This window comes from Labrys sp. HAY1-8F, assembly GCF_056754975.1.
In genome coordinates, this window is record NZ_JBPGWZ010000002.1 from 3,384,455 (window position 1) to 3,410,077 (window position 25,623).

Here is a 25,623-nt window from a genome sequence, read left to right on the forward strand (position 1 = left end):
CGAATTTTGATTTGAGAGCGCGGACATCTCAGCAACGTGTGGGCATGTTGCGATGTCCGTGCTTCGATTATTTCGCCAGCGCTTTCAGCCACTTCCTGGCCTGGGCCTTGACATTTGCCGGCGCCGTCCCGCCATAGGAGGTCCGGCTGCGGACCGATTTTTCCACGCCGAGCACGGCGAAAAGCCCCTGATGGATGCGTGGCTCAACCGATTGCATCTCAGCCAGAGAGAGCTTCTCCAAAGGCAGCTTGGCATCGGCGGCGAGGCCGACCAGGCGGCCAGTGACGTGATGGGCCTCGCGGAAGGGCAGATTGAGCTCGCGCACCAGCCAGTCGGCGAGATCGGTGGCGGTGGCATAGCCCGAGCCGGCGGCCGCCTTCATGCGCTTGAGGTCGGGCACCATGTCCCTGACCATGCCGGCCATGGCCGCCGTGCAGAGCGACAGCGTCTGCAGCGCATCGAAGGCGGGCTCCTTGTCCTCCTGCATGTCCTTGCCATAGGCGAGCGGCAGGCCCTTCATCATGGTGAGCAGACCGACCAGCGCCCCGATGACCCGGCCGGCCTTGCCGCGGACCAATTCGGCCGCGTCGGGATTGCGCTTCTGCGGCATGATGGACGAGCCGGTGGTGAACTTGTCCGACAGCGCCACGAAGGCAAATTGTGGCGTCGTCCAGATTACGATCTCCTCGGCGAAGCGGGAGAGGTGCATGGCGGTGATCGAAGCGGCGGCGAGCGCCTCCAGCACGAAGTCGCGATCGGAGACCGAATCGAGCGAATTGGCGGTGGGGCGGTCGAAGCCGAGCGCCCTGGCCGTGGCGTCCCGGTCGATCGGGAAGGAGGTGCCGGCCAGCGCCGCAGCGCCGAGCGGGCATTCGTTGAGGCGCCGGCGCGCATCGGCGAAGCGGCCGCGGTCGCGGCCGAGCATTTCGACATAGGCGAGCAGATGGTGGCCGAAGGTGACCGGCTGGGCCGATTGCAGATGCGTGAAGCCCGGCATCACCGCACCGGAGAAGGCGAAAGCCCTTTCGGCGAGTGCCGTCATCAAATCTTTCAGCTGAGCGTCGAGATCGTCGATAGTGTCGCGCACCCACAGCTTGAAATCGGTGGCGACCTGGTCGTTGCGCGAGCGGGCGGTGTGCAGGCGTCCGGCCGCCGGTCCGGCAATCGCCGCCAACCGCGACTCGACATTCATATGGATGTCTTCGAGCGCGCGCGAAAAAGTGAACGAGCCGCTCTCGATTTCGCCGCGGACCACCTCTAGACCGTCCGCGATGGCCTTGGCATCGGCGGCGGCAACGATCCCTTGCTTTTCCAGCATGGCGAGATGCGCCAGAGAGCCGCGGATGTCCTGGGCCCACAAGCGCTTGTCAAAGTCGATCGAGGCGTTGATCTCTTCCATGATCGCGTCCGGTCCCGACTGGAACCGGCCGCCCCACATTTTGTTGCTCATCTGGATAGGCTTTCAGTGAACGAGAATAGTCGGCAGGAACATTCCGAGAGTCAGCCACCACGAGGGTCGAACCGGCGCTGGTTGATCGGCGCGGCAATCCTGGCGGGAGCCGTGGCGGGTGTCGGCGCGGTATACGGGACAAACGGCGGCTCGGGCAATCAGGAAAGCGCATCCTGCCCCGCTTCCGCGGCAATTGCGGCCCGTGTCGACCCGCTCGCCAACGGGGAGGTGGCGGCTCTCGCCGTCTCCAAGGCGCCTCAACCGCTGGTGCCGATCAGCTTCCAGAGGGCGGACGGCAGCAAGACGACCCTGGCCGATTTCAAGGGCAAGACCGTGCTGCTCAATCTGTGGGCGACCTGGTGCGTGCCCTGCCGCAAGGAGATGCCGGCGCTCAACCAGTTGCAGGCGGATCTGGGTGGCCAGGACTTCGAGGTGGTGGCCGTCAATATCGACACGCAGGGGCCCGAGCGGGTCGACGCCTTCCTGAACGAGACCAAGATCGACAAGCTGCACCGCTACGCCGATCCTTCGACCGGCATCCTGCAGAGCCTGCGCAATGAAGGCCTCGGCCAGGGCCTGCCGACCTCGGTGCTGATCGACAAGCAGGGTTGCCGCATCGGCGCCATGGCCGGCCCGGCCGAGTGGGCCAGCGAGGATGCGAAGGCGCTGATCAAGGCGGCAATCGGGCCCTGACACTCCCTCCTACCCACTGCTCCTAGCCGCTTATGGTTTGGCGGCCGGCAGCACATAGCGGTTGAGGATGGCGGCTGCGAACCCGCCCTCGTCCTGGCCGCCATACCGCCCCGCGTGCACCATCACGGTGAGGTCGAGCGAGGGCACGACGAACAGGCGCTGCCCGCCATAGCCGAAGCCGGCGATCCAATCGACGGAGCGGTGGTCGACCAAGGAGCGCCCGAGCCAGAACTGGAAGCCGTAGAACATGGCGCCGGGGGCGTTGATCTGCGGCGCCGTCGCCATCTCGATCCACTTGGCCGACACGATCTGTCGGCCCTTCCACGCCCCCTTGTCGAGCACCAGCTGGCCGAATTTCAGCGTGTCGGCGGGCAGCAGGCGCAGGCCCGAGGCCGCCACCGGGCCGCCGTTCTGGGGATAGCGCGCCCATTCCACCTTGGTGATGCCCATCGGCTCGAACAGATTCTCGCGTGCCAGCTCATCCAAGGGCTTGCCGGTAGCCTGCTGCAGGACGCAGGCAAGCAGGCCGGTGGTGCCGCCGCTATAGGTCCACACCAGGCCGGGATCATGGGCCACGGGCTGCTCCAGTGCATAGCGACAGGGGTCCTTGGCCATGTCCATGCGACTTTCGCTGTTGGCGGGATTGTCATAAGCGAGTTGCTCGTTCCAGGCCAAGCCCGGCGACATGGTGAGGAGATGGCGCAGTGTGATGCCGCGTTTTTCCGGCGTTGCCAGATCGGCATAGACCGGCAGCACCGCCAGTACCGGCTGGTCGACCGAGCCGATCCAGCCCTTGTCCAGGGCGATGCCGAACAAGAGCGATACCACGCTTTTGCTGATCGAGCGCAGATCGTGCGGAACGTCCGGCCCGAAGGCAACCTCCTTGGCCGGCTGGCCCCAGTGGGAATCGGAGCCAGTGAAATAGCGTTCGAATACCAATTTGCCGTGCCGGGCGATCAGCACGGCATGGATATTGTCCTCCTTCGCCGCGTCGAGTTTCTGGGCGAGCGTGCACAGGTTTTGCGGATCGAGGCCGACATCTTCAGGCGCGACGATCGGCCAATCGGACGTCCCCTTGCCGGAAGTGCCCTTGCCGGGCGTGCCGCAGGTCGATTGAGCCGCCGCCGAGCCCGATAGCCCGGCGGTGGTCATGCCGGTCAGAATGATCGCCAAGGCAACGGAAAGGCTATGGGGGCGCATGGGTGCCTCCTTGCAAAGTGTGATGGAGAAATGGGAATAGCGAGAGTTCGATCGGAATCGGCCCGGAGCTCCAGGGGCTTATCCGTGAACGAGGGAAACGAAGGGACAGCCATCTCCAACGCCACCAAAGGTGACGGGAGGGGGGCCGGAGCCTTTAGTCGTGACCGCTAGAGCAAAGCGCGTTTTGGCGAAGCCGCTTCTTTGCTCCAGCTCCTTGCTTGGCCGTGATTCCGCCTAATCGCAAAACGCTTTAGGGAACTTCCTCGATCCGGCCGCTGCCATGGATCTGCGTCGTGAGTCTGGGCTTGCCGCGTAGCGTGACGCGGCCGCTGCCGGAAAGGGTGACGTCGGCACTCTCGCTGGCGGCAATACCGGCTTCACCGCTGCCGCTGATGCGGATCTCGGCCGCCTTGGCGTCCAGCTTGGCCAGATCCGCACTGCCGGAACCGGAGATACGCAGGTTCAATTGTTCCACCGTACCCTCGCCGGTCGCCTGCGCACTGCCGTGGAGGCGAAGCGCGAGCCGATCCTGCGCGATTGCCGCAAGGTGGAGCTCACCGGATCCGTTCACCGTCCAGTCCTTGACCGGGCCGCCCGTCAGCCGGACGGTAACGGCGCCGAACGGGATATCGCAGTCATCGTCCAGGGCGAGGCGTCCCGCCGAGAGGCGGACATGGCCGATCAGGGTGGGGTCACCGCTGATCACGGCGCTGGATTGTGGGCCGGGGGCATAGCTCACGCTTGCCGGCACGGCGATGGTCAGCGAGCCATCATTGTCCCAGGGCAGGGTGACCGAACCAGCCTTGCCGTCGCCGCTTTGCGGCAGGGCCGGGCAGGCTCCCCATCCCGTCAGCGTGGTCCAGCGCCAGCCTCGCCAGGGCGAGCCGTCGTTCGGCCCGGCAAGGCTGGTGCCGAGGAACAGGCAGACCAGGGCGATCACGAAGGAGAAGGCCGCCAGTTTTCCAAGTTTCGAGGGCATGGTGCCTCCCATGGCGCCTGCTCGGCGCGAGCATTGTCACGATGCAGCGCCGGAGCGTGGTGAGGAAGTGAGCAAGCGGGTGTAGCGCCGGGCATGTGCAGCCATCGCCCTCAGCCCGGCATTGAGGCCGAGCAGGAAGAGGCAGCTCAGACACACCGCCAGGGCGATGAAACCGAAGCCGACCAGGGCCCGCCCGAGATGGGTGAGCAGGGGCGCGCCATCCCACATGAAGGTCGAGTGAAGCACGATCGCCGATCCGCCGAGCGCCAAGGCGAGGGCAACCAGGCCGAGGGCAAGGAAGACCACCAGGAGGATCGACAGGACGGGCAGCAGCACGAAGAGATCGAGCATGGCGAGGCCCGTGAGCGCGGCGATCGCGCCCAGTATGGTGGATGGGCTCGGCCGCGCCTGCAATTGGCGCAGGCCGCTTTCCGCCTTGAGTGCCCGGGCAAGCTGGGCAGGATCGCCAAGCATCTGCACGACACTGTCCTCGCTACGCCCGGCCTCCTGCGCATCGGTGAAATAGGCGGCGTAGTCAGCCAAGACCTCGTCGATCTCCGCTGCCGTCAGCCCGTCGAGACCGGCCTTCAAGGCGTCGAGGAATTCCTGGCGAGAGAAGTCCTGGCGAGTCATGGCATGCCTTCCATAAGCCGGTCGACGGCGGTGACGAAGTCACGCCATTCGCGCTGACGGGCCACATAGTTGGCCTGGCCGGCCGGCGTCAGACGGTAATATTTACGTGGGGGGCCGCTGGCCGATTCCTCCAGCCTTGTACTGACCAGCCCCTCGGTCTGCAGCCGGCGCATCAGCGGGTAGATGGTGCCTTCGCCCATGCCGACACGCTCGGAGAGCGTGCTGGCGATCTCATAGGCATAGCTTTCACGCCGGTGCAGCAGAGCCAGGACGCAGAGTTCGAGCGCGCCCTTCTTGAGCTGGATGTCGATGGAATCGGTCATGGCCTCCCTACTCTTCAAGGGGGGAGAATAATGCAAGGTACCTTTTAATGCAAGGTACCTTGCATTATTTATTCGGGCAGGCAGATCGCCGAAAGCGGCTGATGATATGCGGGAGAGGTTGAGGCTTGATGGAGGAGGGCAGCGCGACCTGCGCAGCTTTTGGGCCAAAGCCCGCGCCTAAATGTCTTCACGCCACGTCTCGAAAATACCGACAGAGCGAAGACAGATCGTCCCGGGCAGAGCCAGGTCAAGGCGGATGGGTATCACACCCGGTGATAGGGATGGCCGGCGATGATGGTGGCGGCGCGGTAAAGCTGTTCGGCCAGGAGGATGCGCACGATCTGATGGGGCCAGGTCATCTTGCCGAAGGACAGCGACAGGATCGCACGCGACCGGATTGCGTCGCCATGGCCGTCGGCGCCGCCGATCAGGAAGGCAAGTGATTGGGTGCCGCCGTCGCGCAAGCCGGCAATCCGCGCGGCGAAGGCCTCGCTGCCGGGGGAGTTGCCTGTTTCATCCAGGGCAATGATGGTGGCCGTGCCAGCCGCGGCGAGCAGCTTGTCGGCTTCCTCGACCTTGCGGTCCTCGGGCCGCCGGGCACGGCTTTCGTCGATTTCGATGATGTCCAGCGGGCCGAGAGCCAGGCTGCGGCCGCTGGCGCTCAGCCGCTCGGCATAGCGGGCCACGAGATCGCGTTCCGGGCCGGCTTTGAGCCGGCCGACGGCGCAGATCATCAGGCGCATGCTCACTTTAGAGCAAGGGTGCGATTTCTTCGAATCGCGCTTTGCTCTAACTCCTTGTTTTGACGCATTTTCTCAATCGAAAAGTCTATCGACTTTTCTGGAAAATGCTTTAGCTCGGAAGCAGCTCGTTCGGGCGGCCTGACGACCACATCTTCTCGAGATTGTAGAAGGCGCGGACCTCGGGGCGGAACACGTGCACAATGACGTCCCCGGTATCGAGCAGCACCCAGTCGCAGACCGGGACGCCTTCGATGCGGGGATTGCCGTGTCCGTTTTCCTTTAGATCCTTGGCGATGCGATCGCTGATCGCGCCGACATGTCGGGCGACCCGACCTGTCGCGATGATCATGACGTCGGCGATTGCACTCTTGCCGCGCAGATCGATTTCCACAATCTCCTCAGCCTTCATGTCATCAAGGCAGTTGAGGATCAGGCGAACCGTAGCTTCAACGTCCGGGCGGATCGCTCGGCTCACGGGATGAAGCGGAATCACGTCCGCTTCGCGTCTCACCAACGTGGTCAGGGGCACACCCTCTTGCTCATTGATTCGCGGACCTCCGCGAATTCCACTCGCTCCACAATATTAGCAAGCCATCGCGTCGATTCAATGACGCCAATAGAATTAAGCCTGCTCCGACATAGTTAATAAGTGGTTAATTTTTACCTTATGGGCAAGCCCTGGCCATTGGCCCGCAAGGCGGTGGAGGAATTGGCATCGAGCGGCGCGTGCAGGAAGATCCAGGCGGGCGCCCGGCGATATTTCAGCGTCGCGGCCTGATATTCGGGGACGCGATAAGCGGCGAGTACACGGGCCGCCTTGGCAAGCGGACCCTTGGTGGTGGCGCCGGGGCGGGCCACCACGGCAATGGCCACCCGCGAAGCGATGGCCTGCCATTGCTGCCAGCGATGGAAGCCGGCGAGATTGTCGGCGCCCATGATCCACACGAAGGTCACGCCCGGGCAGCGGCGCTGCAGCCAGGCGATGGTGTCGTAAGTGTAGCGGGTATGAATATCGGCCTCGATGCCGGTCACTTCGATGCGAGGGTGGTCTGCGAGCCGGCGTGCGGCCGCCACCCTGAGTTCGAGCGAGGGCAGGGCCCGATTGTCCTTGAGGGGGTTGCCGGGCGTCACCAGCCACCAGACCCGGTCCAGCCCGAGCCGCGTCAGCGCCACCAGGCTGGCATGGCGATGGCCTTCATGAGGCGGATTGAAGCTGCCGCCGAACAGCCCGATGGTCATCCCCGGGGCGAAGGCGGGCAGGCGGCGGGCATCGGCAGGCGAGAGTGGAGGCATCACAACCGCATTCCCCTCTCCCTGGCGGGGAGAGGGGCTAGGGGTCGAGGGGGAAAACATGCATGGTGCCCTCAAAAGACTCTCACCCCTAGAGCAAAGCGCGTTTTAGCAAAAACGCCCTTTTCTCTAGTCTCATGTTTCCCACGCGTCTTTGCGATTCCAGGTGCTCCCGTCTAATCGCAAAACGCTCTAGCCCCTCTCCCGACTCGGGAGAGGGGAGATGACTACGCGTTGGCCGCGATCTTTTCCCATTCGCGGATGTCGACGAAATGGCCGGCGATGGCGGCAGCAGCAGCCATCTGCGGCGAGACCAGGTGGGTCCGTCCCTTGTAGCCCTGGCGCCCCTCGAAGTTGCGGTTCGACGTCGAGGCGCAGCGCTCGCCGGGAGCGAGCTTGTCGGCATTCATGGCCAGGCACATCGAGCAGCCGGGCTCGCGCCAGTCGAAGCCGGCGGCCCGGAAGATCTTGTCGAGGCCCTCGGCTTCGGCCTGCATCTTCACCAGGCCGGAACCCGGCACGATCATGGCGTTGACATTGGCGTTGACCTGATGACCTTCGACGATGCCGGCGACGGCGCGCAGATCCTCGATGCGGCCATTGGTGCACGAGCCGATGAAGACGCGATCGAGCTTCAGGTCCTGGATGCGCTCACCACCCTTCAAGCCCATATAAGCCAAAGCGCGTTGGATCGACGCCTTCTTGTGTTCGTTGGCGGCATCCTCGATGCGTGGCACATTGCCGGTGATCGAGGCAACGTCCTCCGGGCTGGTGCCCCAGGTGACGATCGGCGGCAGCGCGGCGGCGTCGAGTTTCACCTCGCGGTCGAAATGTGCGCCTTCCTCGGTATAGAGCGTTCTCCAATAGGCCAAAGCCCGCTCCCAGGCTTCGCCCTTCGGCGCCTTGGGGCGATCCACGAGATAGGCAAAGGTCTTCTCGTCCGGCGCGATCAGGCCGGCGCGGGCGCCACCTTCGATCGACATGTTGCAGATGGTCATGCGGCCCTCCATCGAAAGGGCACGGATGGCGTCGCCGGCATATTCCAGCACATGCCCGGTACCACCTGCCGTGCCGATCTCGCCGATGATGGCCAGGATGATGTCCTTGGCGGTCACGCCGTCCGGCAGCTTGCCGTCGACGGTGACCCGCATATTCTTGGCTTTCCGCTGGATCAGCGTCTGCGTGGCGAGCACATGCTCGACCTCGGAGGTGCCGATGCCGTGCGCCAGCGCCCCGAAGGCGCCATGCGTGGAGGTGTGGCTGTCGCCGCACACGATCGTGGTGCCAGGCAGGGTGAACCCTTGCTCGGGGCCGACGATGTGGACGATGCCCTGGCGCTTGTCGAGCTCGGAATAATATTCGACGCCGAAATCCTTGGCGTTCTGGGCGAGCGTCGAGACCTGCATGGCGCTTTCGGGGTCGTCGATGCCCTTGGAGCGGTCGGAGGTCGGCACGTTGTGGTCGACGACGGCCAGGGTGCGCTGGGGCGAGTGCACCTGGCGGCCCGAGACGCGCAGGCCCTCGAAGGCCTGCGGGCTGGTCACCTCATGCACGAGGTGACGGTCGATATAGAGCAGGCTCGTCCCGTCGGCGGAAGTTTCGACGACGTGATCGTCCCAGATCTTGTCATAGAGCGTGCGGGGAGCCATGGCTTTTCCTAGAGTGTGACGTCGATTTGACGCTGATGTAGTCAAAAATGCCCGTCTGGAAAAGAGTGTAAAAACTAACAGCCTAATTAGGTAGTTTGGCGATCTCCTCAATGAATCGCTTTCCCAGCCAGTTTAGTTGATCCGGTGCGTTTTCGATGAACTCGTCGATCGATGGCACTTGAAATTCGCGCGAATCAAAGACCTCCCAGCCGACCTGATTGCTGGACCAGCCAATCTCGGCTTGACCCTGCCATTGTCCCATCGTGTGACGCATGAGGAACTGCATACAGAGGGCCTGTCGTCTGGAATGGATCGGCGTCTTGATATCTGCGTTCAGATAAAGGAGCAGAACTTTTAAAGGAGCAGAACTTTGCCGTCAGTCGCGTAGTCGTCGGGCCCTTTGTCGGATGGCACGACCGAGATCTGGAGATTGTGGAGGCTTTGTTTCTTACTTGCCTCATTCAGGCTTTAATGAAGCTCCGATGAGCAACGGCGAGAAAGCCCAGGAAATCCAGTACTGTCTTGGTGGATTCTGCCGCCATCACGGCCCTTCCGTCACGCCCACCATCGGTCCCAGCGTGGTCCAGCCGCCGATGGCCGGCATCGGGGGTGCGTAGAGGGTGGAGATCGAGCCATCGAGGAAGAGGGCGTTTTGGGTGCCCAGTCCGTCACGGAACAGTTCGGCGAAATCGTGGAAGCTCACCGGCTCGGCGGAGATGGCGAAGATCACGATCTTGCCGTCGCGCACGCCGACGCCATTGCGGATCTTCTCGGAGGGACCGTCCGGCTGGATCTTGGGATGGATCTGGCCGTCGATCACCAGCATAGGGCCGGATTGCGTGGCGAAGCGGGCATTGATGCGGGCTTTCAGAAACCGGCTCGTCTCCATCACGCCGGCCTTGCCGTCGCCGAAATAGAACACGCCATTGGGCTTGAGATGGAAATTGCCAAAGCCGTTGCGGGTGTTGGCGTTGTGCAGGATGCGGCCATTCTCGACATAGAGGCCGACGGGGCCGAGCGCCTTGTCATACATGCCGGCATTCATGGCGAAGATCAGCTTCTTGCCCTGGGCGCCCAGTTCCTGGGCGAGCCGGTTCGGACTGCCGAGCGGCGTGCCGTCGGCGCCGCGCCAATAAAGGGCCAGGCTGTCGTTCGACAGATCGAAGCGGCACACGATGTAGCTGCGCCCCTTCGAGGTCACGTCCTCGCAGGCAGCTTCGGCCGCGACGGCCGATCCGATCAGGGCGACGATGGTTGCCAGGCCCAGTAAGGTCCGGCGCAGAAACGACGGCAAGCAACAACTCCTCAGAGCAAGGCGTGTTCAGCGGGTCTGAGTGGTCAGGATCTTGAAGGCGAACAGCCCGAAGACCCCGGCGAAGGTGAAGTCGATGCCGCGCAGTACGCGTGGGCGCGCCTTCAGCCACGACACCACCTTCTCAGCCCCGAGAATCAATAGAAACGCAAACGGCAGATTGATGGCAATGAAATAGAGTCCCAGGAAGAAAAGTTTCTGGGAGGCATGCGGGTCGGTGGCGTCGACGAATTGCGGCAGGAAGGTCAGGAAGAACAGCACTACTTTGGGGTTGGTGAGGTTGATGCCGAGCCCGACCGTGAAAGTGGCCCAGAATCCTGCCTCCTGCTTGGTCTCGTCGCGAATGTTCAGGGCAGAGCCGGAGCGGATCGCGCCATAGGCAAGCCAGAGCAGATAGAGCGCGCCGACGATCTTCAGCACGGTGAAGGCGGTGGCCGAGGCCGCCAGCACGGCCGACAGGCCGACCGCGGCAAAGAAAGTATGGAACAGGCAGCCGACCTGCGTACCCAGCATAGCGGCGGTACCGCCGCGCCGGCCGCCGGAAATGGTCTTGGCCAGCCATAGGCTCATGTCGGGACCGGGCGTGATGAACAGGAACACACAGGCGATCGAATAGAGGGCGAGCGTATGGAGATCGGGTAGAAAGGTCATCGTGACAATCCGCCGGCACAAATCGGGTATGTGTCTGCTACACCCTGACGCGCATTTGGGGAAGGATTTGGTAGCGCCGACGCCCCTATCCTAACTGGCCTATCCGGCTGCGGCGGGAGGCAAGGCCAAGGCCGCATTGGCGGCGACGGCGGCGCCGAGCGAGGCACGGCCCTCACCGTCGAGCGTGCGCACCGCCACGGTGCCGGTGGAGAACTCGATGCCCTGTTCGGGCAGGATGCGGACCAGACGCTTGAGCGCCTCGCGCTGGATGAAGGTCGGCTTGTTCGGTTTGACCGTGAATTTGAAGCGGACGACGATGGCGTTGTCGGTGATGTCGAACACGCCCTGCATCTTCAGCGGGGTGAGGAACTCCTCCTTCATCTCGGGATCCTCGAGCATGTCCTGGCCGATCTTCTTGACCGCCTTGCGCAACTTTTCCAGATCGGTCTCGCGTGCGAAGCGCAGCGGAAATTTGATGGTCGCCCAGTCGCGGCTGTAATTGGTGACCTGGCCGAGCTGGCCGTAGGGGATGGTGTGCACCGGCCCGTTCTGGTGGCGCAGGCGCAGGGAGCGCAGGGTGAAGCCCTCGACGGTGCCCTTGGCCTTGCCGACATCGATATATTCACCGACCCGGAAGGCATCGTCGATGAGGAAGAACACACCCGACACCACGTCCTTCACCAGGGTTTGCGATCCGAAGGAGATGGCAAGGCCGAAAATCGAAGCACCGGCGATCAGCGGCGTGACATTGACGCCGAGCTGAGACAGGACGGTCAGCACGGCCAGGATGGAGATCGCGATGGCCAGGCCGATGCGGAAGACCGGCATCATGGTGGCGACGCGCGAGGCGGTGGAAACCGGAGCTTCGTCCTCGGTGTCGCTCGCGCCCGGCTGGATTGGAGAGCCGCTGCGGCCAGAGGAATAGCGGTCGGTGATGTAGCGCACCAGTTCCCAGGTGCAATAGGCGGCAAAGGCCGTCAGACCGGCCGAGAAGAGGCTGCGCGCCACCCTGTTGAAATCGTCGCCGGCCATTACGCCGCTGACATCGACGGCCCAGGTTCGGCCCAGGGCGCCGATCGCCAGGATCAGGACGCCGAAACGGGCGCAGCGCGCCAGCGCTTCCGCGCCCCTTGGATGGATCAGGCGGACGCCGTCGGTCTGATGCTGAAGCATGATGCGGATACGGTGCACCAGTGATTCGACCACCAGCAGTGCTACCAGAATCGCCAGCGTCAGCATCAGGGCGCCGGAGATGCGCGTCTGGCCCGCCACGGCCGCATAGATATCGGCGGTGACGAACAAGGCAAACAGCAGCATGGCTCCAAGGAACCAGTGCTTGGCGATCGTGGTCTTGACCGGGCTGGCATGGGCGGGATTGGCGACGCCGATGAACCAGCGGCCGATCGGGCCGTTGAGGCGGATACAGACGGCCACCATGCCCAGCATCATGATCACGGCCCCATAGAGCTGGGCGGTTCCCACCGCCAAAGGCGGGGATTGCAATGCACGCAGCACGTCAGCCAGCACGGTGTTGAACAAGAGCAGCAGAATTGCAAACGAAGCGCCACGATAGATTGCCCGCGCATCGGCATCCCCGAGATCGGGCAGGCGGGCCTCGGCCAGGCGTGGCTGCAGGGTGAAGCGGAACACCGCCTGGAGCATACGCCAGATCAGCATGGTCTTGAGCATGGCGATGGAGAAGCGGGTCTGTGGCAGGTCGCCCATGAAGCGGGCCGCCTCGCTGGCGTTTCCGACGACCCAGAGCGCGATCAGGGGAGGCAATTCCAAGGCCCCGAGGCCGAGCAGGGCCCTTATGCCATGAAGCCCATGCATCCGGATCACCAGGCGGCGCCGCAGTGGGGTCAGCAGCAGCCGGACTACCCATTCTGCCGCAAGGGCTGCCGCCAGCGCGCCGATCAGCAGCAGAAAATAGCGGCCGAGGCCCCTGCCGTTGTTGAAATCAGCATCGAGCCTGGTGATCAATTTGCCGAATTCGGCCCAAAGAGCCGGCAGGCCGGTGACGAGGCCGCCGACATGCATGAACATCTCGGTCTGCTGGGCACTCGCCATCTGCATGCCGCTGCCGTCAGGGCCGGGCGGAACGGGTTGTGTGCCCTGGGCCTGCAATTTCTTCATGACGGACTGGCTGATGGCTTCCACCATCGTATCCATCTGCTGCTGGCTCATGACGGGAGCGGCAGGAACCGAGGGAGAGGACGTTCCCTGCGCCCAGCAAGGCCAGCTTGCCAGGGCGAAAACCAGGAAGAGCCAACGCAAGCCGCCAGGCAGTTTCAAGGCAAACGTCCTCCAAAACGTCTTGCGGCTTGCCGGCATGAGCCAGGAATCGCAAGACGCTATAGCCAATCCCGTTGGATTGGCTGGAAACAAAGAGTGAGAGCGAACCGACGTCCAAGCCTGAACGCGTTTTGCTCCAGCCGCCGACGGGCAGGCGCAGGGCCTTGCTTGCCTGACCGAAGGACGGACAATTCACGACACAGGGCGAAGGGGCGGTCAATGGCCCCGTAACGGCAATCTGCTACTTTCGCGTCAGCAGGACGGTGGAATTCGCCTGTCGCGATATGGGCATGTCCTCGCAATCCAGGCTGCGCAGCTCATAGGCTGCGAGTGCCGACTGGGCCGTCGCCGTCAGAGCCTCGATCTGCACCGGCGAACGGCCGGCCTTGGCGAGCAAGCGTGGATGGAAAGCGATCAGGGCCGCGACGGTGCGCGGGCCGAGGAGAGGCGCGAGGTACGGCAAGAGCTGATATTCGGCCCCTTCCACATCCATTTTGAGGACGATGCGCTCGGCATCCCCCGCCATGGCCGCGATGTCGGCAGGTAGAATGGCCTCCGCCTCCCACAGCGCGACGCCGCTGTCTGCGGCCAGGATGCTACCCATGCTGTCGCCGGGTTTCCTGGGCGACCCCAGCCTGACGCGCCCCGGCGTCGGCGACACCGCGGCATTGTGGAGGCGGATGCGCGATGACAGCGTCGGATTGGCGGCGACATTGGCGCTGATGAGCTCGAAGGCGCGGGGGTCGGGCTCGAAGGCGAGGACATCGGCGCCGAGCGCAGCGGCTGTCAGGGTGATCGGTCCGATCCAGCCGCCGATATCGATGAGCAGCGTATCAGGGCCGGCGAGCGCGTGCACACTCGCCAGTGTTTCCGGCTCCCAGGTGCCGCTCTCGGCCTTGTCCCAGAAGCCGTCCTTGTCGTCGGCGACGCTAAAACGCGTGCGGGCAACGGTACGCAACCGGGCGTTCACGCCGCTTTGCTCTGCAGCTCGGCTGCCTTCTGCCGGCGCAATTTATTGAGCTTGATCTTGAAGCCCATATTGTCGGCGTTGGAATAGGAGCAGCTCTGGCAGATATCGAACTGCTTGGTGTAACCGTGGCGCCGAGCCTTGGCGGCTTCGTCCGACAGATAGGCCTGCTTGAAGCCGACCTTGTCGACATTGGGCAGCTTGATCATGCGGTCATAGTCGATGCAGCACAGGCCGAGATCGCCTTCCCAGAACACCACGGTCTGATAGAGCGGCACGTCGCAGAGCAGGCTGATCTTCTCGTTCTGGTGGCGCTGCAGATCGTGGTTCTTCGGCACGAGGTGGCCGTATTTCGTCTGCTGGTCGTCGTCGGTATAGGAACCCAGGCTGAAGGTCTTGAAGCGCACCTGGTCGAAGCCGATATTGTCGGCCCACTCCACCATCGCGTCGATCTGCTTTTCCGAATAGGAGGTCAGCAGCGTCTGCAGCACGGTCACCGTCTTGGTGATGCCGAGGCGCTGCTTGATGGCGAGGAAGTTCTCGATATTGGCTTTCACCTGCTCGAATTTCGAGCCGACGCGATAGGATTCCTGCGCCTCGGCGTCGAAGCCGTCAATGCACAGGTTGATGCGGCCAAGCCCGGCCTGGAGCATCTTCTCGATCAACTCGGAGGAGAGCTTGGTGGCGTTGGTCGAGACGAAGGTATCGTGCCCGCGCTCGTTGGCGTAGGCGATCATCTCGGGCAGCGCCTTGTTCATGGTCGGCTCGCCGGAGAAGTTGAAATACATCGCCGGCTTTTCCTTCTCGTCGACGAAATCGTCGACGATCTGCCGGAATATTTCCATCTTCATCAGGCCGCGTGGCCGCGTCATGGCGAAAGTGACCGGGCAGACGGGGCAGCGCAGATTGCAAGAATTGGTGACGTCGACGACGATGATCGTCGGCAATTTCTTGAAATAGCTGAGCGGAATATGGCTGGCGGCGTAGGTGAACGCCTTGCGCGCCAGGGGCGATTTCTGGATCTGGTCCGTCACCTTGTCGCGCATGCGGTGCAGCAGCTTGGGGGCGGCGGACTTGGTTCCAATCGCAGTCAGATCAAGCACGGTCTTCTCCATCCGGCACACCGGGTCAAGGCCGGTGGCTTGAGCCCGTGTGTAGCGCAGATTTGGCAGGAGTGCGACAGGCGGCGCTCAAATTCGAGTGATGGTGGTCCCGGCATGACGCGCCGTGCCGGATGCCGGGAAAGCACCCTTCAGAGCCGTACTGGATCCTCGCCATCGGCAGCGCCGTCCAAGCCCGCTCCGCTCGATGCGCCGCTTCCCGCGGCAATTCGGGAAGGCCTTCGCTGAGGGCCGGCACGGCGCGGCCCGCCGGAATGCGTCGTTGCAGGATCTTTGCTTCTCACTCCGCCGGTACGGGCGTTTCATCCAGCGTGTAGAGCGTGATCGGCTTGTCCCGGCCGACGATATGCAGATGCTTGCCATTCTGGCGGCGCAGCGACATGCCGGAGCGCTGCATCGCTTCCTCGGAGATCAGGCAGTCGGTCAAATAATCCTTGGTGGCGGCTTCCAGCCGGCCAGCAATGGTGACGGTGTCGCCGAGCGCGACCAGGCGCATGCCGCGTTCGCTGTCGCCGACACGGGCGATGATGGCAGGGCCGGAATGGATGCCGATGCCCACCCGCAGCGGGATCGAGAGCGCGGCTCCGAATTCGGTGTTGAGGCCTTCCACGCTCTTGAGCATGCCCCTGGCCGCCCGGATGGCATCGGCTGCGCCGCGGGAGGGCTCGTCGCCAAGGCCGAAGACCGCGATCAGCCCGTCGGCAGCAAAGGCATCGACGCGGCCGCCATGGGCTTCGGCGGCCTGGGTCATTTCCTGCACGAAGCGGTTCATCAACAGCACGATGTCGTAGGGAATCTGTAACCTCGTCATCGCATTGAAGGCGCGGATGTCGACGAAGAGCGCGGTGATCTCGCGTTCGGCGCCCCAGCGATAGAGATCATCGCCGCTGCGCCCGCGCATGCCTGTCGGCACGATCGGCAGCAGGATCTGCACGGAGATGTCGTGGTCGGGGCGAAGCTGACAGGCGAGGCGCACATTGGCGGGTGCCGAGATGCGCTCCAGCATGGTGCGCTCGGCCTTGCTCGGAGCCGGCAGGGCACTTGCGTCGGAGGTGACCGCCACCCGGCAGGTCGAGCAGCGCCCGCGTCCGCCGCATTGGGCGGGGTGGGGGATGGCATTGGCGCGGCTGGCTTCGAGCACGGTGGTGCCGCGCGGGATCTTGAAGGTGCCATGGCCGACATAGCGGATGGCGACCGTGCCGGAACGCAGCCGCAGTACGACCCGGAGAATCATCACGAAGGCAACGAAGGCGATCACGGCGGCAAGGCTGAGCAGCAGCCATTGCCCGGCAACGAGCAGGGCCATGGTGTGATCGGCGGCGATCGGTGAAGGCGCGCGGCCGGCGGCCTCGAGTTCTCGGCTGGCGGAGAAGAAGCCCGCCAGCGCCAGGGTGGGCAGCATGCCCATGCCCAGGATCAGCAGGTCCCGCCAGCGCGCATAGAAGGAGCGGCTGCGCAACACCTGGCCGATGCCGATGCAGCCATGGGTCCAGGCGCAGAGCAGCAGCAGGATCTGCTTGACCGGTCCGCCCTGCCAGATTCGCGCCAGCACCTCGCCATAGCTTTCGCTGTAGCCATAGAGCGAGGTGACACGCGTGCCCAGCACATGGGAGATCAGGAAATAGGGAATGGCCAGGCCGAGGGCGATCTGCACCAGCTCCTCGAGCGGCATGCGCGAGATGCGCCGCGTGGTCAGCCGCTTGAGCGCGAGCGCGGCATGGGTCAACAACGCTCCGTAGAGGAGCGCGGTGCCGCCATAGGACTGCCAGGCCCAGATGCGCCAGCGCTGCACGGCCTCCATGGTCGCTACGCCGAACACGCCGAGGGCGTGGTTGAGCAGGTGGGTGGTCACGAAGGCGAACAGCACGACCCCGGCCCAAAGCCGCAACTCGCGCTCCCGCGGCAATCGCCATTCGATTTGCCCGGGTGCGCTCTCGGTGTCGCTCATGCGGTCGAACTCGTGAAGATGAGTGCCGGGATGCGGCAGTCGGTCAAAGGGGTGGCCCCTGCGTCACTGAGGCAAAGCTCGTTTTAGCGAAAACGCGATTTTACTCTAGCTCTTTGTTTCCGAGCCAATCCAACGGATCGGCTGGAGCGTGTTTGCGATCCGCGGTGACGCCCTCGAGCATTCAGGCTTGAATGCCTGGGCGCCAGCCTGCCACTAGTGCATTTTCTGCAGCAGCGCGAGCAGGGCGTCGATCTCTTCCTCGCTGTTGTAATAGTGCGGGGAGGCGCGCACCAATGTCGGCAGATGGCGGGCGAGCGCATCGAGCAGAGTGCTGCCCGGCCTGGATATGCTGAGATTGATGCCGGCTTCGGTCGCGCGGCGGCGGACCTCCTCCGCCTCCAGGCCATCGACCGCGAAGGTGACGATGGCCGCCGGGTGCGGGCCGAGATCGAAGATGCGCAGGCGCGGGAGCGACCGCAAGCCCTCCCGCAGCCGCTGTGACAGCGCCAGGCAGCGTTCGCGAATCGCCTCGATGCCGACGGCGAGGGCGTAATCGGTGGCGACGCCCAGCCCGAGCCGCGCAGCGTAATTGTTCTCCCAACTCTCGAAGCGCCTGGCATCGTCGCGCAAGCGATAATGATCCTTGTCGACCCAGGTTGCGCCGAAATGATCGATCATGGGCGGCTCGAGCGTGAGGCAGAGCTTGCGGCGCACATAGAGGAAGCCGGTGCCGCGCGGCCCGCGCAGGAATTTGCGGCCGGTCGCGGACAGCATGTCGCAGCCGAGCGCCTCGACGTCGACAGGCATCTGTCCGACCGCCTGGCAGGCATCGAGAAGATAGGCAATGCCATGGCGCCGGGCCACGGCGCCCACGGCGGCGGCTGGGTTGACCAGTCCGCCATTGGTCGGGATCCAGTTGATGGCGATCAGGCGGACCCTGTCGTCGATCATGGCCTCGAGCGCGGCGGGGTCGAGCACGCCGTCGGCATCGTCGGGAATGACCTCGATCACCGCACCGGTTCGCTTGGCGACCTGCAGGAAGGCGATGTAGTTGGCGCCATACTCGGCCGTGGTGGTGAGAATGCGGTCGCCGGGCCGGAAAGGGAGAGCATAGAACGCCATCTGCCAGGCGACGGTGGCATTCTCCGTCAAGGCGATCTCGTCGCGGGCGCCGCCGACGAGGCGGGCCAGGCTGTCATAGACACTGTCGAGACGGGCTGCCGATTCTTCGGCGGCCTCATAACCGCCGATCTCGGCTTCGCGCCTGAGATAGGAGGTCATCGCATCGACCACTGGCGCCGGCATCAGGGCTGCGCCAGCATTGTTGAGATGGATGCGATTGGCGACACCGGGAGTTTCGGCACGAAGGCGATCGAGCGCAAGGGACATGGCGGTTCCTTAGGCGTCCCTCGATCCGATGGAGTCATCCGGAATCGCAAAGACGCGTCGAAACGGAATCGGAACGAAACTGCGTTTGAAACGCACCTCGCTCCAGGGGATGGCATGGCGCCATCTGCCCCCGAGTCCTGCCTGCCAAGCCTTCACAATGCAAGTAATTGTAGGTAAATTCGCCAAGCAAGATGTGGCCGCCGCAAAGCTGCAGCGGCTGGTTGAAGCGCACCCGTCAGGCGCCTCAATGCGTCAGGCGCTTCAATGCGTTAGGACGTGGGCGTCCTGCGTGGCGATCTGCATGACGCGGCGCGCCAGTTCCTTGGCGATCGACATCGAGAATTGCGGATTGTCCTGCATCATGCGCAGCAGGCAGTCCTTGTTGATGCGCATGACCGAAATCTCGGTATGAGCCCGCGCCGAGGTGAAACGGCGTGCGTCGCAAAGCACCGCGACTTCGCCGATCATGCTGCCCGGGCCTTCGGTGCCGACAGTGATGAGGCTCTCGCCGTTCTGGGCAAGAACTTCGACTTCGCCCTTGAGGATGACATAGGCAGCGTCAGGAATCTCTCCCACCTTGAAGAGATAGTCGCCCTTCTCGAAGGTCAACTGCTCGCTCATGCAGGCAAGCAGCCGCATCTTGCACGGATCTATACCCGTGAAGATCGCCGCGTTCCTGATGGTCTTGACTTCCAGATCGAGATCCAAGGTCCCTCTCCCCGCTCAACCCAAACAACCCCTCGTTGAGCAATCGAGGCAAAATCCAGCTGCAATCCAAGCATCATTTAGGCACTCTGCGCAAGAGTAACAATATCGCGAGTGACGATTCTTGATCCCTCGAACTCGATGATCCGGTCGAATCCCTCTGCCTGGCCGCTGCTCGGCAGGGTTGCAATCAAGGTGCGCCCCTGCATGGCGCTGCGCACGCTATGGAGAAGCTCCTCGGCTTCCGTGCTGGAAAAGGCCAAAAGCGCGTTCTCCATCACCAGAATCTGGGGATTGGCGACCAGGGCCCGGGCGATGGCGATGCGGGCGCGCTGCGCCGGCTGCAACTGCCAGCCATTCTTGCCGACTTCGAAATTCAGTCCGAGGGCGAAGATGTCCTTGTCGAGGCCGAGTTCCTCGACGACGGCGCGCGCCAGCGCGTAGACGCGCTCGGGAGCATTGGCGATGCCATAGCTGATGCGCCCGAACAGGATGTTGTCTCCCACCGGGGCGGCGCGCATGTAGCTGGCGGGATCGTAGAACTCGATCTCACCGCTGTAATGGGAGGGCAGGTGGGTACGGAAGCTGTGGCGAGCGCGCAGCACGCGCGCCATGAAAGCCTCGGTGACCAGACCCAGGCGATGGCGCGGCTCGATATAGGCAAGGCCCGCGCCGAGCAACCGCGTGCGCGCCGAGGATGAGAGCGCCCTCGTGGTGCCGCGTGCGTGCACGGAATCCACGATCTCCTGGAAGCGCGGCAGGTCCTCGGGGCGAATCGCCGAATAGCGCTCGAACACGGGATGTTCGGGCGGCAGACCGGCGAAAGTCTCCACGGCCATCTCCGCCACGCGCAGGCCGAAATCGATCAGGGGCTCGAGCAGGGCCTCGGCCTCGAGGATGGAGCGCATGAAATTATTGCGCTGCAGGGTGTCCATATGCAGCTTCTTGCCCTTGGGCACGCCGAAGAGCAGGTTTTCGCCGACAGAGGCGCCGGCGTTGTAGAGCTGGGGGTCGAAGGGATCGACCAGATGGGACATGCCCTTGCTCGCGAGGCGCTCGCGCACGACCTGGCGTGCCCGCACGAATCGCTCGAGGAAAGCGTCGCTATGGCTGTCGTCGAAGCGGCCGCGCACGCCGAAGCGGTTGATGTCCGCGAAGGCGCCGGCGGCGTCGAGCGCCCTGCGAATCGCGTCGTCGACCTCCTGCGGCCCGGCCACGCCCAGCGCCTGGTAGTCCGTCCAGTCGGCATCGGCTGAGATCAGCGGATTGCCGGACCGGCGTGCTTCGAGGAAGGTCTTGTATTGTACGTTGTCGGACACGAGCACCGAGATGTCGCCGAGGGCGGGCGGCCGGCGCTGGGCGGCGAACAGGATGTTGTCGCGGATGGAGCCGGGCGAGAGCAGGGCATCCGGGCCGACGAAGGACAGGATCTGGCTGAGTTCGAGGTCGGAGAACGCTGAAATTTCGGTTTCGCCGATCTTCACGCTGCCCTGATAGGCCAGGAACTGGCGGCCGACGATGCGGGCCATGATGTCCCGGCCGGAGCCGGCCGGCCCGACCAGGCCGATGTGACCAGGCCTTTCCAGCGTGAGGGAGAGACGGTCGAGCAGCGAGACGCCACGGGCATCCTGCACGCTAACCGAGGTAAGCTGGATCGGCGTGTCGGCGGGGGGAATCGCCGCGGTCTTGCCATTGGCCGGCGGCAGCAGGCGCTCGGGCGAGAACTGGGCGGCGACCTGCTCATATTTCACCTGCACGTCCTGGCGCTGCTGGTCCCAGGTGATGAGGTCGTTGATCGGCGCAGGAAGATCCTTGTAGGCATTGATCACGGCAATGAGGGAGCCGATGCTCACCGTGCCGATCACGGCAAAGTACCCGCCCACGGCGTAGAAGATGAAGGGCGTGAGCTGGGCCAGGAGGTTGTTGAGGAACTTGACCGCGAATTTGCGGCGGAACAGGTTGGCGCGGATCGTGTAGAGGCCACCCAGCCGGTCGCCGATCTCGGCCTCGACATAGCGCGTGGCGCCGAAGGTGTGGAGGGCGGGGGCCGTCTCGATCGCCTCGCCGATTCGCCCCGCGAGTTGGCGCGACGCCAGCTGGCGTTCGCGGCCGAGGCGGATCTGCTCGCGCCGCAGGATCGGGATGATGATCGCCTGGGCCAGCACCACGACGAGGGCGGCCAGGCCCAGGCTCGGGCTCTGCATCAGGATGAAGAGCAAAGCGGTGCCGGCCTGTGTGATCAGGAAGATCGGCTGGATGAAGGCATCGCCGATGAAGCCGCCGATCGGGTCGACTTCGTCCTTGATCATCCCGGCCACCTCGGCCGGCTTCAGGGGAGCGATGTCCTCGGGCCGGAAGCGCATCAGGATCGAGAACAGATCGAAGCGCAGGCGCCTGAGCATGCGCTCGCCCAATATGCCCTTGCGGATGTTGATGACATATTTGAAGGCGCCGTTGATCAGCACCAGCACCAGGAACCACAGGCTGAGCGCGAACAGGAAAGGTATCCGCGTGAGCTCGAGGCCGTCGAAGATCCGCCAGGTGGCGCCGCCGAGGAAATCGGGCAGCGAGAGCGACATCTCGAACAGGCGCGCCGTCTTGTTGCCGCCTTCGAAGGCGCCGTTCTGAATCGCCTGGTTGACGATGTGCTTGGGGACTTCCAGCGATATCCAATAGAAGGGCAGGGACACAAGAATCACCAGCAGCAGGAAGATCTGCTCGCCGCGCGAGTGCCGCCAGACATATCGAAAGAGGCTAGGGTCCAACGGGTGACACCTGTTTTCCAGTGTCGTGGAAGTAGGAGCTTGCAGGGCATCCGTCAACGAGGCTGCCATGTTAGCTGACAAAAGCTTGTTACATAATCATGTTTAGCGTTCGTATTCGCGTGTCGTGGCTGCCAGGGTTGGCAGGTGCAGGTGGGCGTTCATTGCACTGAGAATGCCGCCATCTGCCCGTTGTCGCTGCGACGCGGTATGTTTATGATGAACTCGAAGTGGTATCGGATGGTGGCGGTGCTGCTTGGCTGGCCGCGCTGTTTGGCGCGAGCCGCTATACGGCGTCGATCAGGATCGAATTGGGTATTAATGCGTAGAGCATCCAGCAAAGGCTCGGGGGGCTAGTCGTCATGTTGCATCAGCCCGGGCCGGGAATATCCCGTCGCGCGCAACGCAGCTCCGGCGGCCCGCGCGTGATGATCTACAGCCATGATACTTTTGGCCTTGGCCATCTCAGGCGCTCGCGCGCCATCGCCAACCGCCTGGTCGAACGCCACCCCGACGCCTCGATCGTCATCATCTCCGGCTCCCCGGTGATCGGCAGCTTCGAATTCGGCGACGGGGTCGACTATGTGCGCGTGCCTGGCGTGGTCAAGCATGCCGATGGCAACTACACCACCCTCAGCCTCAACCTGTCGCTCGACGAAGCGGTGGCGATGCGCGAGGGCATCATCCTGCAGACAGCCCGCGCATTGAAGCCGGACCTGGTGATCGTCGACAAGGAGCCGACCGGTTTCCGCGGCGAATTGCTGCCGGCGCTCGAGGAACTGCACCGGGCCGGGGCCCGTATCGTACTCGGTGTGCGCGACGTGATGGACGACCCTTCGGTGCTGGCGCCGGAATGGGAGCGCAAGGGCGCCGTCGATGCGCTGGCGCGCTATTACGACGACGTCTGGGTCTACGGCCTGCGCGAGATCTACGAACCGCTGGCCGGGCTTGACCTGCCCGAGCATGTCCGTCGGCGCATCGTCTATACCGGTTTCCTGCGCCGCGAACTGCCGCCTCAGCCGCAATTGATCCGCTATCCCAAGCTGACCAAGGGCCCCTTCGTGCTGGTCACCACCGGCGGTGGCGGCGACGGGCATGAACTGGTCGACTGGGTGCTGTCGGCCTATGAGCGTGATCCCGGCATTCCGACCCCCGCTCTGCTGGTGTTCGGGCCGTTCGTCGCCCGCGACCGCCGTGGCCCCTTCATGGAACGCATTGCCCGCCTGCCCAACGTCGATGCCATCACCTTCGACGCCAAGATCGAGCATCTGATGGTGAAGGCCCAGGGCATCGTCTCGATGGGCGGCTACAACACCTTCTGCGAGATCCTCTCGCTCGACAAACGGGCATTGATCGTGCCGCGCACCACGCCCCGGCGCGAGCAGACGATCCGCGCCGAGCACGCCACCCGCCTCGGGCTCGTCTCCATGCTGGACGGCAACAACCTCAATCCCGGCGCCCGCCGCGATCCGCTGGAGATGGCGCAGGCCATCCGCAACCTGCATGACCAGCCCTTGCCGTCCAAGGCATTCCTGCCCCATCTGCTCGATGGCCTCGACCGCATCGAGCAATTGGCGACACCCTGGTTCGAGGCCAGGTCAGGCGCGGTCCCGCTGGGGCGCGTTGCCGGAACCTGACCATTTCCCGGGCGCTCGAGAAAAGTCCCTGCTAAAGCGAGCAGTTACCAACAAAGCTTTTCCGTGACCGGATCTTGATGTCATCAACCCGCACTCCCATTGCCATCGTCGTCAAGGGCTATCCCCGCCTGTCAGAGACCTTCATCGCCCAGGAGGTCCTGGCGCTGGAGCAGGCGGGCTTCGCCTTCGAGATCTGGTCGCTGCGCCAGCCGACGGACGGGGCCGTGCACATGCTGAACCGGCAGATCAAGGCCCGGCCGGTCTACCTGCCCGAATATCTGCACCAGGCCCCGCTGCGGGTGCTGGCGGGGGCGGTCAGCGCCCTCAAGCGTCCCAGGCTCTTCAAGCTGATGGGGCTGTTCGCGCGCGATCTCAGGCGCGATTTCAGCGCGAGCCGGGGCCGCCGCCTCGGCCAGGCCCTGGTGATGGCGCGCGAGCTTGATCCGGCTGTCAGCCATATCCATGTGCATTTCCTGCACACGCCGGCCTCGGTGGCGCGCTACGCCGCCTTGCTCACCGGGCGGACCTTCAGCTTCTCGGCGCATGCCAAGGACATCTGGACCACCACCGATTGGGAGAAGCGCGAAAAGATCGCCGACAGCCTATGGGGTGTCACCTGCACGCGTGGTGGCGTCGAGGCCTTGCAGCGACTGGCGCCGGCTGGGGATCCCGAGCGTGTCAGCCTGCTCTATCACGGCCTCGATCTCGGCCGCTTCCCGCTGCCGCCGGCCGTGCGCCCATCCCGCGACGGCAGCAGCGCCGAGGCGCCGGTGGAGATCGTCACGGTCGGGCGCGCGGTGGCCAAGAAGGGGTTCGACGATCTGCTCGCGGCACTGGCGCGGTTGCCTCCGAGCCTCCATTGGCGCCTCACCCATATTGGCGGCGGCGAGCTGCGCAAGGCGCTGCAGGCCCAGGCCGAGAGCCTTGGCCTGTCCAACCGAATCACCTGGCGGGGGGCGCTGGCGCAAAGCGATGTGATCGAGGCCCTGCGCATGGCCGATCTGTTCGTGCTGCCCTGCAAGGAAGGCGAGGGCGGCGACCGCGACGGACTGCCCAATGTGATCATGGAGGCGGCGACCCAGGCTCTGCCGATCCTCTCCACGCGTTTTGCCGGCGTGCCGGAATTCGTGCGCGAGGGCGAGGAAGGGCTGCTGGTGCCGCCGAGCGATCCGGCAGCCCTCGCCGAAGGGTTGCGTTCCCTGGCCGAAGATCCCGTCTTGCGCCATCGCCTGGGAGCCGGCGCTTATCGGCGGGTGCGCGAAGTCTTCTCTTTCGAGACCGGCATTGCGGCGCTCGCCGGCAAGTTCGACGCGGTGCTGGCTGGACAAGGCGCGGCCGTGGTATCGGCACCGACCCTGGCGGAGCAGGGTTCGTGAGTCGCCTCGACAGTTTCATCCGCCGGGTCAGCGCCCAGCGCGACGTGCTCGACCATGTCTGCGGCCTGATCGACGGGCTGCCCGGCCCGGTGCTCGAACTTGGGCTCGGCAATGGGCGGACCTTCGATCATCTGCGCGAGAGACTGCCAGGCCACCGTATCATCGCCTTCGACCGAGCCCTCGGTGCGCATAAGAGCTCGGTGCCGCCTGAGGACGATCTCGTGCTCGGCGAAATCCGCGAGACCGCTGCCCGCTTCACCGGCATTGGCGCGGCGCTGGTGCATGCCGATATCGAAACCAATTATGCCGAAGTCGACGCCGAGACGATGCGCTGGCTGCCGCCTTTGGCCGCCGACCTGCTGCAGCCCGGCGGCGTCGTCGCCAGCGGCCTGCCATTGCGGCATTCCGCGCTCCAGCATCTCGATCCGCCGGCCGACGTGCCGGCCGGGCGCTATTTCCTCTATCGGCGCACCGTGTAGGGACGCCTGGAAGCACGAGCG

23 protein-coding genes are annotated in these 25,623 nt (G+C 64.2%); 4 read left to right on the forward strand and 19 right to left on the reverse strand.

The features are described 5' to 3' along the window. Positions 1-67 precede the first annotated feature (67 nt). Positions 68-1,450, reverse strand: coding sequence for an argininosuccinate lyase (gene argH / locus ACR9ZN_RS24720; RefSeq protein ID WP_454811779.1), 1,383 nt, complete (start codon positions 1,448-1,450; stop codon positions 68-70). 15 nt (positions 1,451-1,465) lie between these two features. Between argH and tlpA the strand changes: the two genes are divergently transcribed. Continuing rightward, the gene (gene tlpA / locus ACR9ZN_RS24725; protein WP_481273439.1) at positions 1,466-2,143 is read left to right on the forward strand and encodes a thiol:disulfide interchange protein TlpA; all 678 of its coding nucleotides are present in this window, start codon (positions 1,466-1,468) and stop codon (positions 2,141-2,143) included. A gap of 30 nt (positions 2,144-2,173) precedes the next feature. On the opposite strand, the gene ACR9ZN_RS24730 is transcribed toward tlpA, so the two are convergent. The 18 genes from ACR9ZN_RS24730 to ACR9ZN_RS24815 all read right to left on the reverse strand — a co-directional run bounded on the left by ACR9ZN_RS24730 (position 2,174) and on the right by ACR9ZN_RS24815 (position 22,113). Further along, positions 2,174-3,343 (reverse strand): serine hydrolase domain-containing protein, encoded by a 1,170-nt coding sequence (locus ACR9ZN_RS24730; RefSeq protein WP_454811781.1) that lies wholly within the window; start codon positions 3,341-3,343, stop codon positions 2,174-2,176. Between the two features lie 250 nt (positions 3,344-3,593). Next, positions 3,594-4,322: a GIN domain-containing protein gene (locus ACR9ZN_RS24735; RefSeq protein ID WP_454811783.1), complete on the reverse strand. Its 729-nt coding sequence runs from the start codon at positions 4,320-4,322 to the stop codon at positions 3,594-3,596. 36 nt (positions 4,323-4,358) lie between these two features. Further along, complete coding sequence (locus ACR9ZN_RS24740; RefSeq protein WP_481273440.1) at positions 4,359-4,955, reverse strand: DUF1700 domain-containing protein; 597 nt, start codon at positions 4,953-4,955, stop codon at positions 4,359-4,361. Then, entirely contained in the window at positions 4,952-5,278 is a 327-nt protein-coding gene (locus tag ACR9ZN_RS24745) for a PadR family transcriptional regulator (protein WP_434959067.1), read from the reverse strand. The genes ACR9ZN_RS24740 and ACR9ZN_RS24745 overlap by 4 nt, the downstream gene beginning before the upstream one ends. A gap of 263 nt (positions 5,279-5,541) precedes the next feature. Further along, a complete protein-coding gene (gene rlmH, locus ACR9ZN_RS24750) occupies positions 5,542-6,021 on the reverse strand; it encodes a 23S rRNA (pseudouridine(1915)-N(3))-methyltransferase RlmH (protein ID WP_454811787.1) in 480 nt (159 codons plus the stop codon). Between the two features lie 109 nt (positions 6,022-6,130). After that, positions 6,131-6,535, reverse strand: a complete 405-nt coding sequence (gene rsfS / locus ACR9ZN_RS24755; protein WP_454816639.1) for a ribosome silencing factor — start codon at positions 6,533-6,535, stop codon at positions 6,131-6,133. Between the two features lie 146 nt (positions 6,536-6,681). Then, a complete protein-coding gene (locus tag ACR9ZN_RS24760) occupies positions 6,682-7,314 on the reverse strand; it encodes a nicotinate-nucleotide adenylyltransferase (RefSeq protein WP_441774232.1) in 633 nt (210 codons plus the stop codon). Between the two features lie 224 nt (positions 7,315-7,538). Then, on the reverse strand, positions 7,539-8,960 hold the full coding sequence (gene leuC, locus ACR9ZN_RS24765) for a 3-isopropylmalate dehydratase large subunit (RefSeq protein ID WP_441774231.1): 1,422 nt from the start codon (positions 8,958-8,960) through the stop codon (positions 7,539-7,541). Between the two features lie 82 nt (positions 8,961-9,042). Next, on the reverse strand, positions 9,043-9,234 hold the full coding sequence (locus ACR9ZN_RS24770; RefSeq protein WP_454811789.1) for a hypothetical protein: 192 nt from the start codon (positions 9,232-9,234) through the stop codon (positions 9,043-9,045). A 267-nt stretch (positions 9,235-9,501) separates the two neighbouring features. Further along, a complete protein-coding gene (locus tag ACR9ZN_RS24775; protein ID WP_434959073.1) occupies positions 9,502-10,254 on the reverse strand; it encodes a phosphodiester glycosidase family protein in 753 nt (250 codons plus the stop codon). A gap of 27 nt (positions 10,255-10,281) precedes the next feature. Then, positions 10,282-10,923, reverse strand: coding sequence for a LysE family translocator (locus ACR9ZN_RS24780; RefSeq protein WP_434959074.1), 642 nt, complete (start codon positions 10,921-10,923; stop codon positions 10,282-10,284). Positions 10,924-11,022: 99 nt separating this feature from the next. Continuing rightward, on the reverse strand, positions 11,023-13,218 hold the full coding sequence (locus ACR9ZN_RS24785; protein ID WP_481273441.1) for a mechanosensitive ion channel family protein: 2,196 nt from the start codon (positions 13,216-13,218) through the stop codon (positions 11,023-11,025). 241 nt (positions 13,219-13,459) lie between these two features. Continuing rightward, positions 13,460-14,188 (reverse strand): FkbM family methyltransferase, encoded by a 729-nt coding sequence (locus ACR9ZN_RS24790; RefSeq protein ID WP_481273442.1) that lies wholly within the window; start codon positions 14,186-14,188, stop codon positions 13,460-13,462. Beyond that, positions 14,185-15,288: a radical SAM/SPASM domain-containing protein gene (locus tag ACR9ZN_RS24795; RefSeq protein ID WP_434959077.1), complete on the reverse strand. Its 1,104-nt coding sequence runs from the start codon at positions 15,286-15,288 to the stop codon at positions 14,185-14,187. The genes ACR9ZN_RS24790 and ACR9ZN_RS24795 overlap by 4 nt, the downstream gene beginning before the upstream one ends. A gap of 298 nt (positions 15,289-15,586) precedes the next feature. Beyond that, the gene (locus ACR9ZN_RS24800) at positions 15,587-17,254 is read right to left on the reverse strand and encodes an adenylate/guanylate cyclase domain-containing protein (protein ID WP_454811796.1); all 1,668 of its coding nucleotides are present in this window, start codon (positions 17,252-17,254) and stop codon (positions 15,587-15,589) included. 213 nt (positions 17,255-17,467) lie between these two features. Beyond that, the gene (locus ACR9ZN_RS24805) at positions 17,468-18,643 is read right to left on the reverse strand and encodes an aminotransferase class V-fold PLP-dependent enzyme (RefSeq protein ID WP_454811798.1); all 1,176 of its coding nucleotides are present in this window, start codon (positions 18,641-18,643) and stop codon (positions 17,468-17,470) included. Between the two features lie 261 nt (positions 18,644-18,904). Further along, positions 18,905-19,351 carry a cyclic nucleotide-binding domain-containing protein gene (locus ACR9ZN_RS24810; RefSeq protein ID WP_434959080.1) on the reverse strand — a complete coding sequence of 149 codons (447 nt, stop codon included), beginning with the start codon at positions 19,349-19,351 and terminating at the stop codon, positions 18,905-18,907. Positions 19,352-19,428: 77 nt separating this feature from the next. Then, complete coding sequence (locus ACR9ZN_RS24815; protein WP_481273443.1) at positions 19,429-22,113, reverse strand: ABC transporter transmembrane domain-containing protein; 2,685 nt, start codon at positions 22,111-22,113, stop codon at positions 19,429-19,431. A gap of 359 nt (positions 22,114-22,472) precedes the next feature. Here ACR9ZN_RS24815 and ACR9ZN_RS24820 point away from each other — a divergent pair, with 359 nt between their 5' ends. From ACR9ZN_RS24820 to ACR9ZN_RS24830, 3 genes are all read left to right on the forward strand, one after another. Beyond that, positions 22,473-23,747: a glycosyltransferase family protein gene (locus ACR9ZN_RS24820; protein WP_481273444.1), complete on the forward strand. Its 1,275-nt coding sequence runs from the start codon at positions 22,473-22,475 to the stop codon at positions 23,745-23,747. Positions 23,748-23,824: 77 nt separating this feature from the next. Further along, complete coding sequence (locus ACR9ZN_RS24825) at positions 23,825-25,123, forward strand: glycosyltransferase family 4 protein (RefSeq protein ID WP_481273445.1); 1,299 nt, start codon at positions 23,825-23,827, stop codon at positions 25,121-25,123. Next, on the forward strand, positions 25,120-25,602 hold the full coding sequence (locus tag ACR9ZN_RS24830) for a class I SAM-dependent methyltransferase (protein WP_481273446.1): 483 nt from the start codon (positions 25,120-25,122) through the stop codon (positions 25,600-25,602). Before ACR9ZN_RS24825 ends, ACR9ZN_RS24830 begins: the two co-directional genes overlap by 4 nt. Positions 25,603-25,623: the final 21 nt, after the last annotated feature.

Excerpts from the sequence above, each read along its gene's own strand:
- ACR9ZN_RS24760 (WP_441774232.1), bottom strand. The coding sequence starts at position 7,314 with ATGCCTCCACTCTCGCCTGCCGATGCCCGCCGCCTGCCCGCCTTCGCC.
- ACR9ZN_RS24805 (WP_454811798.1), bottom strand. The coding sequence starts at position 18,643 with ATGTCCCTTGCGCTCGATCGCCTTCGTGCCGAAACTCCCGGTGTCGCC.
- ACR9ZN_RS24780 (WP_434959074.1), bottom strand. The coding sequence starts at position 10,923 with ATGACCTTTCTACCCGATCTCCATACGCTCGCCCTCTATTCGATCGCC.
- ACR9ZN_RS24740 (WP_481273440.1), bottom strand. The coding sequence starts at position 4,955 with ATGACTCGCCAGGACTTCTCTCGCCAGGAATTCCTCGACGCCTTGAAG.
- ACR9ZN_RS24825 (WP_481273445.1), top strand. The coding sequence starts at position 23,825 with ATGTCATCAACCCGCACTCCCATTGCCATCGTCGTCAAGGGCTATCCC.
- rlmH (WP_454811787.1), bottom strand. The coding sequence starts at position 6,021 with ATGCGCCTGATGATCTGCGCCGTCGGCCGGCTCAAAGCCGGCCCGGAA.
- leuC (WP_441774231.1), bottom strand. The coding sequence starts at position 8,960 with ATGGCTCCCCGCACGCTCTATGACAAGATCTGGGACGATCACGTCGTC.
- ACR9ZN_RS24730 (WP_454811781.1), bottom strand. The coding sequence starts at position 3,343 with ATGCGCCCCCATAGCCTTTCCGTTGCCTTGGCGATCATTCTGACCGGC.
- ACR9ZN_RS24770 (WP_454811789.1), bottom strand. The coding sequence starts at position 9,234 with ATGCGTCACACGATGGGACAATGGCAGGGTCAAGCCGAGATTGGCTGG.
- ACR9ZN_RS24820 (WP_481273444.1), top strand. The coding sequence starts at position 22,473 with ATGTTGCATCAGCCCGGGCCGGGAATATCCCGTCGCGCGCAACGCAGC.
- argH (WP_454811779.1), bottom strand. The coding sequence starts at position 1,450 with ATGAGCAACAAAATGTGGGGCGGCCGGTTCCAGTCGGGACCGGACGCG.
- ACR9ZN_RS24735 (WP_454811783.1), bottom strand. The coding sequence starts at position 4,322 with ATGCCCTCGAAACTTGGAAAACTGGCGGCCTTCTCCTTCGTGATCGCC.
- ACR9ZN_RS24800 (WP_454811796.1), bottom strand. The coding sequence starts at position 17,254 with ATGAGCGACACCGAGAGCGCACCCGGGCAAATCGAATGGCGATTGCCG.
- ACR9ZN_RS24745 (WP_434959067.1), bottom strand. The coding sequence starts at position 5,278 with ATGACCGATTCCATCGACATCCAGCTCAAGAAGGGCGCGCTCGAACTC.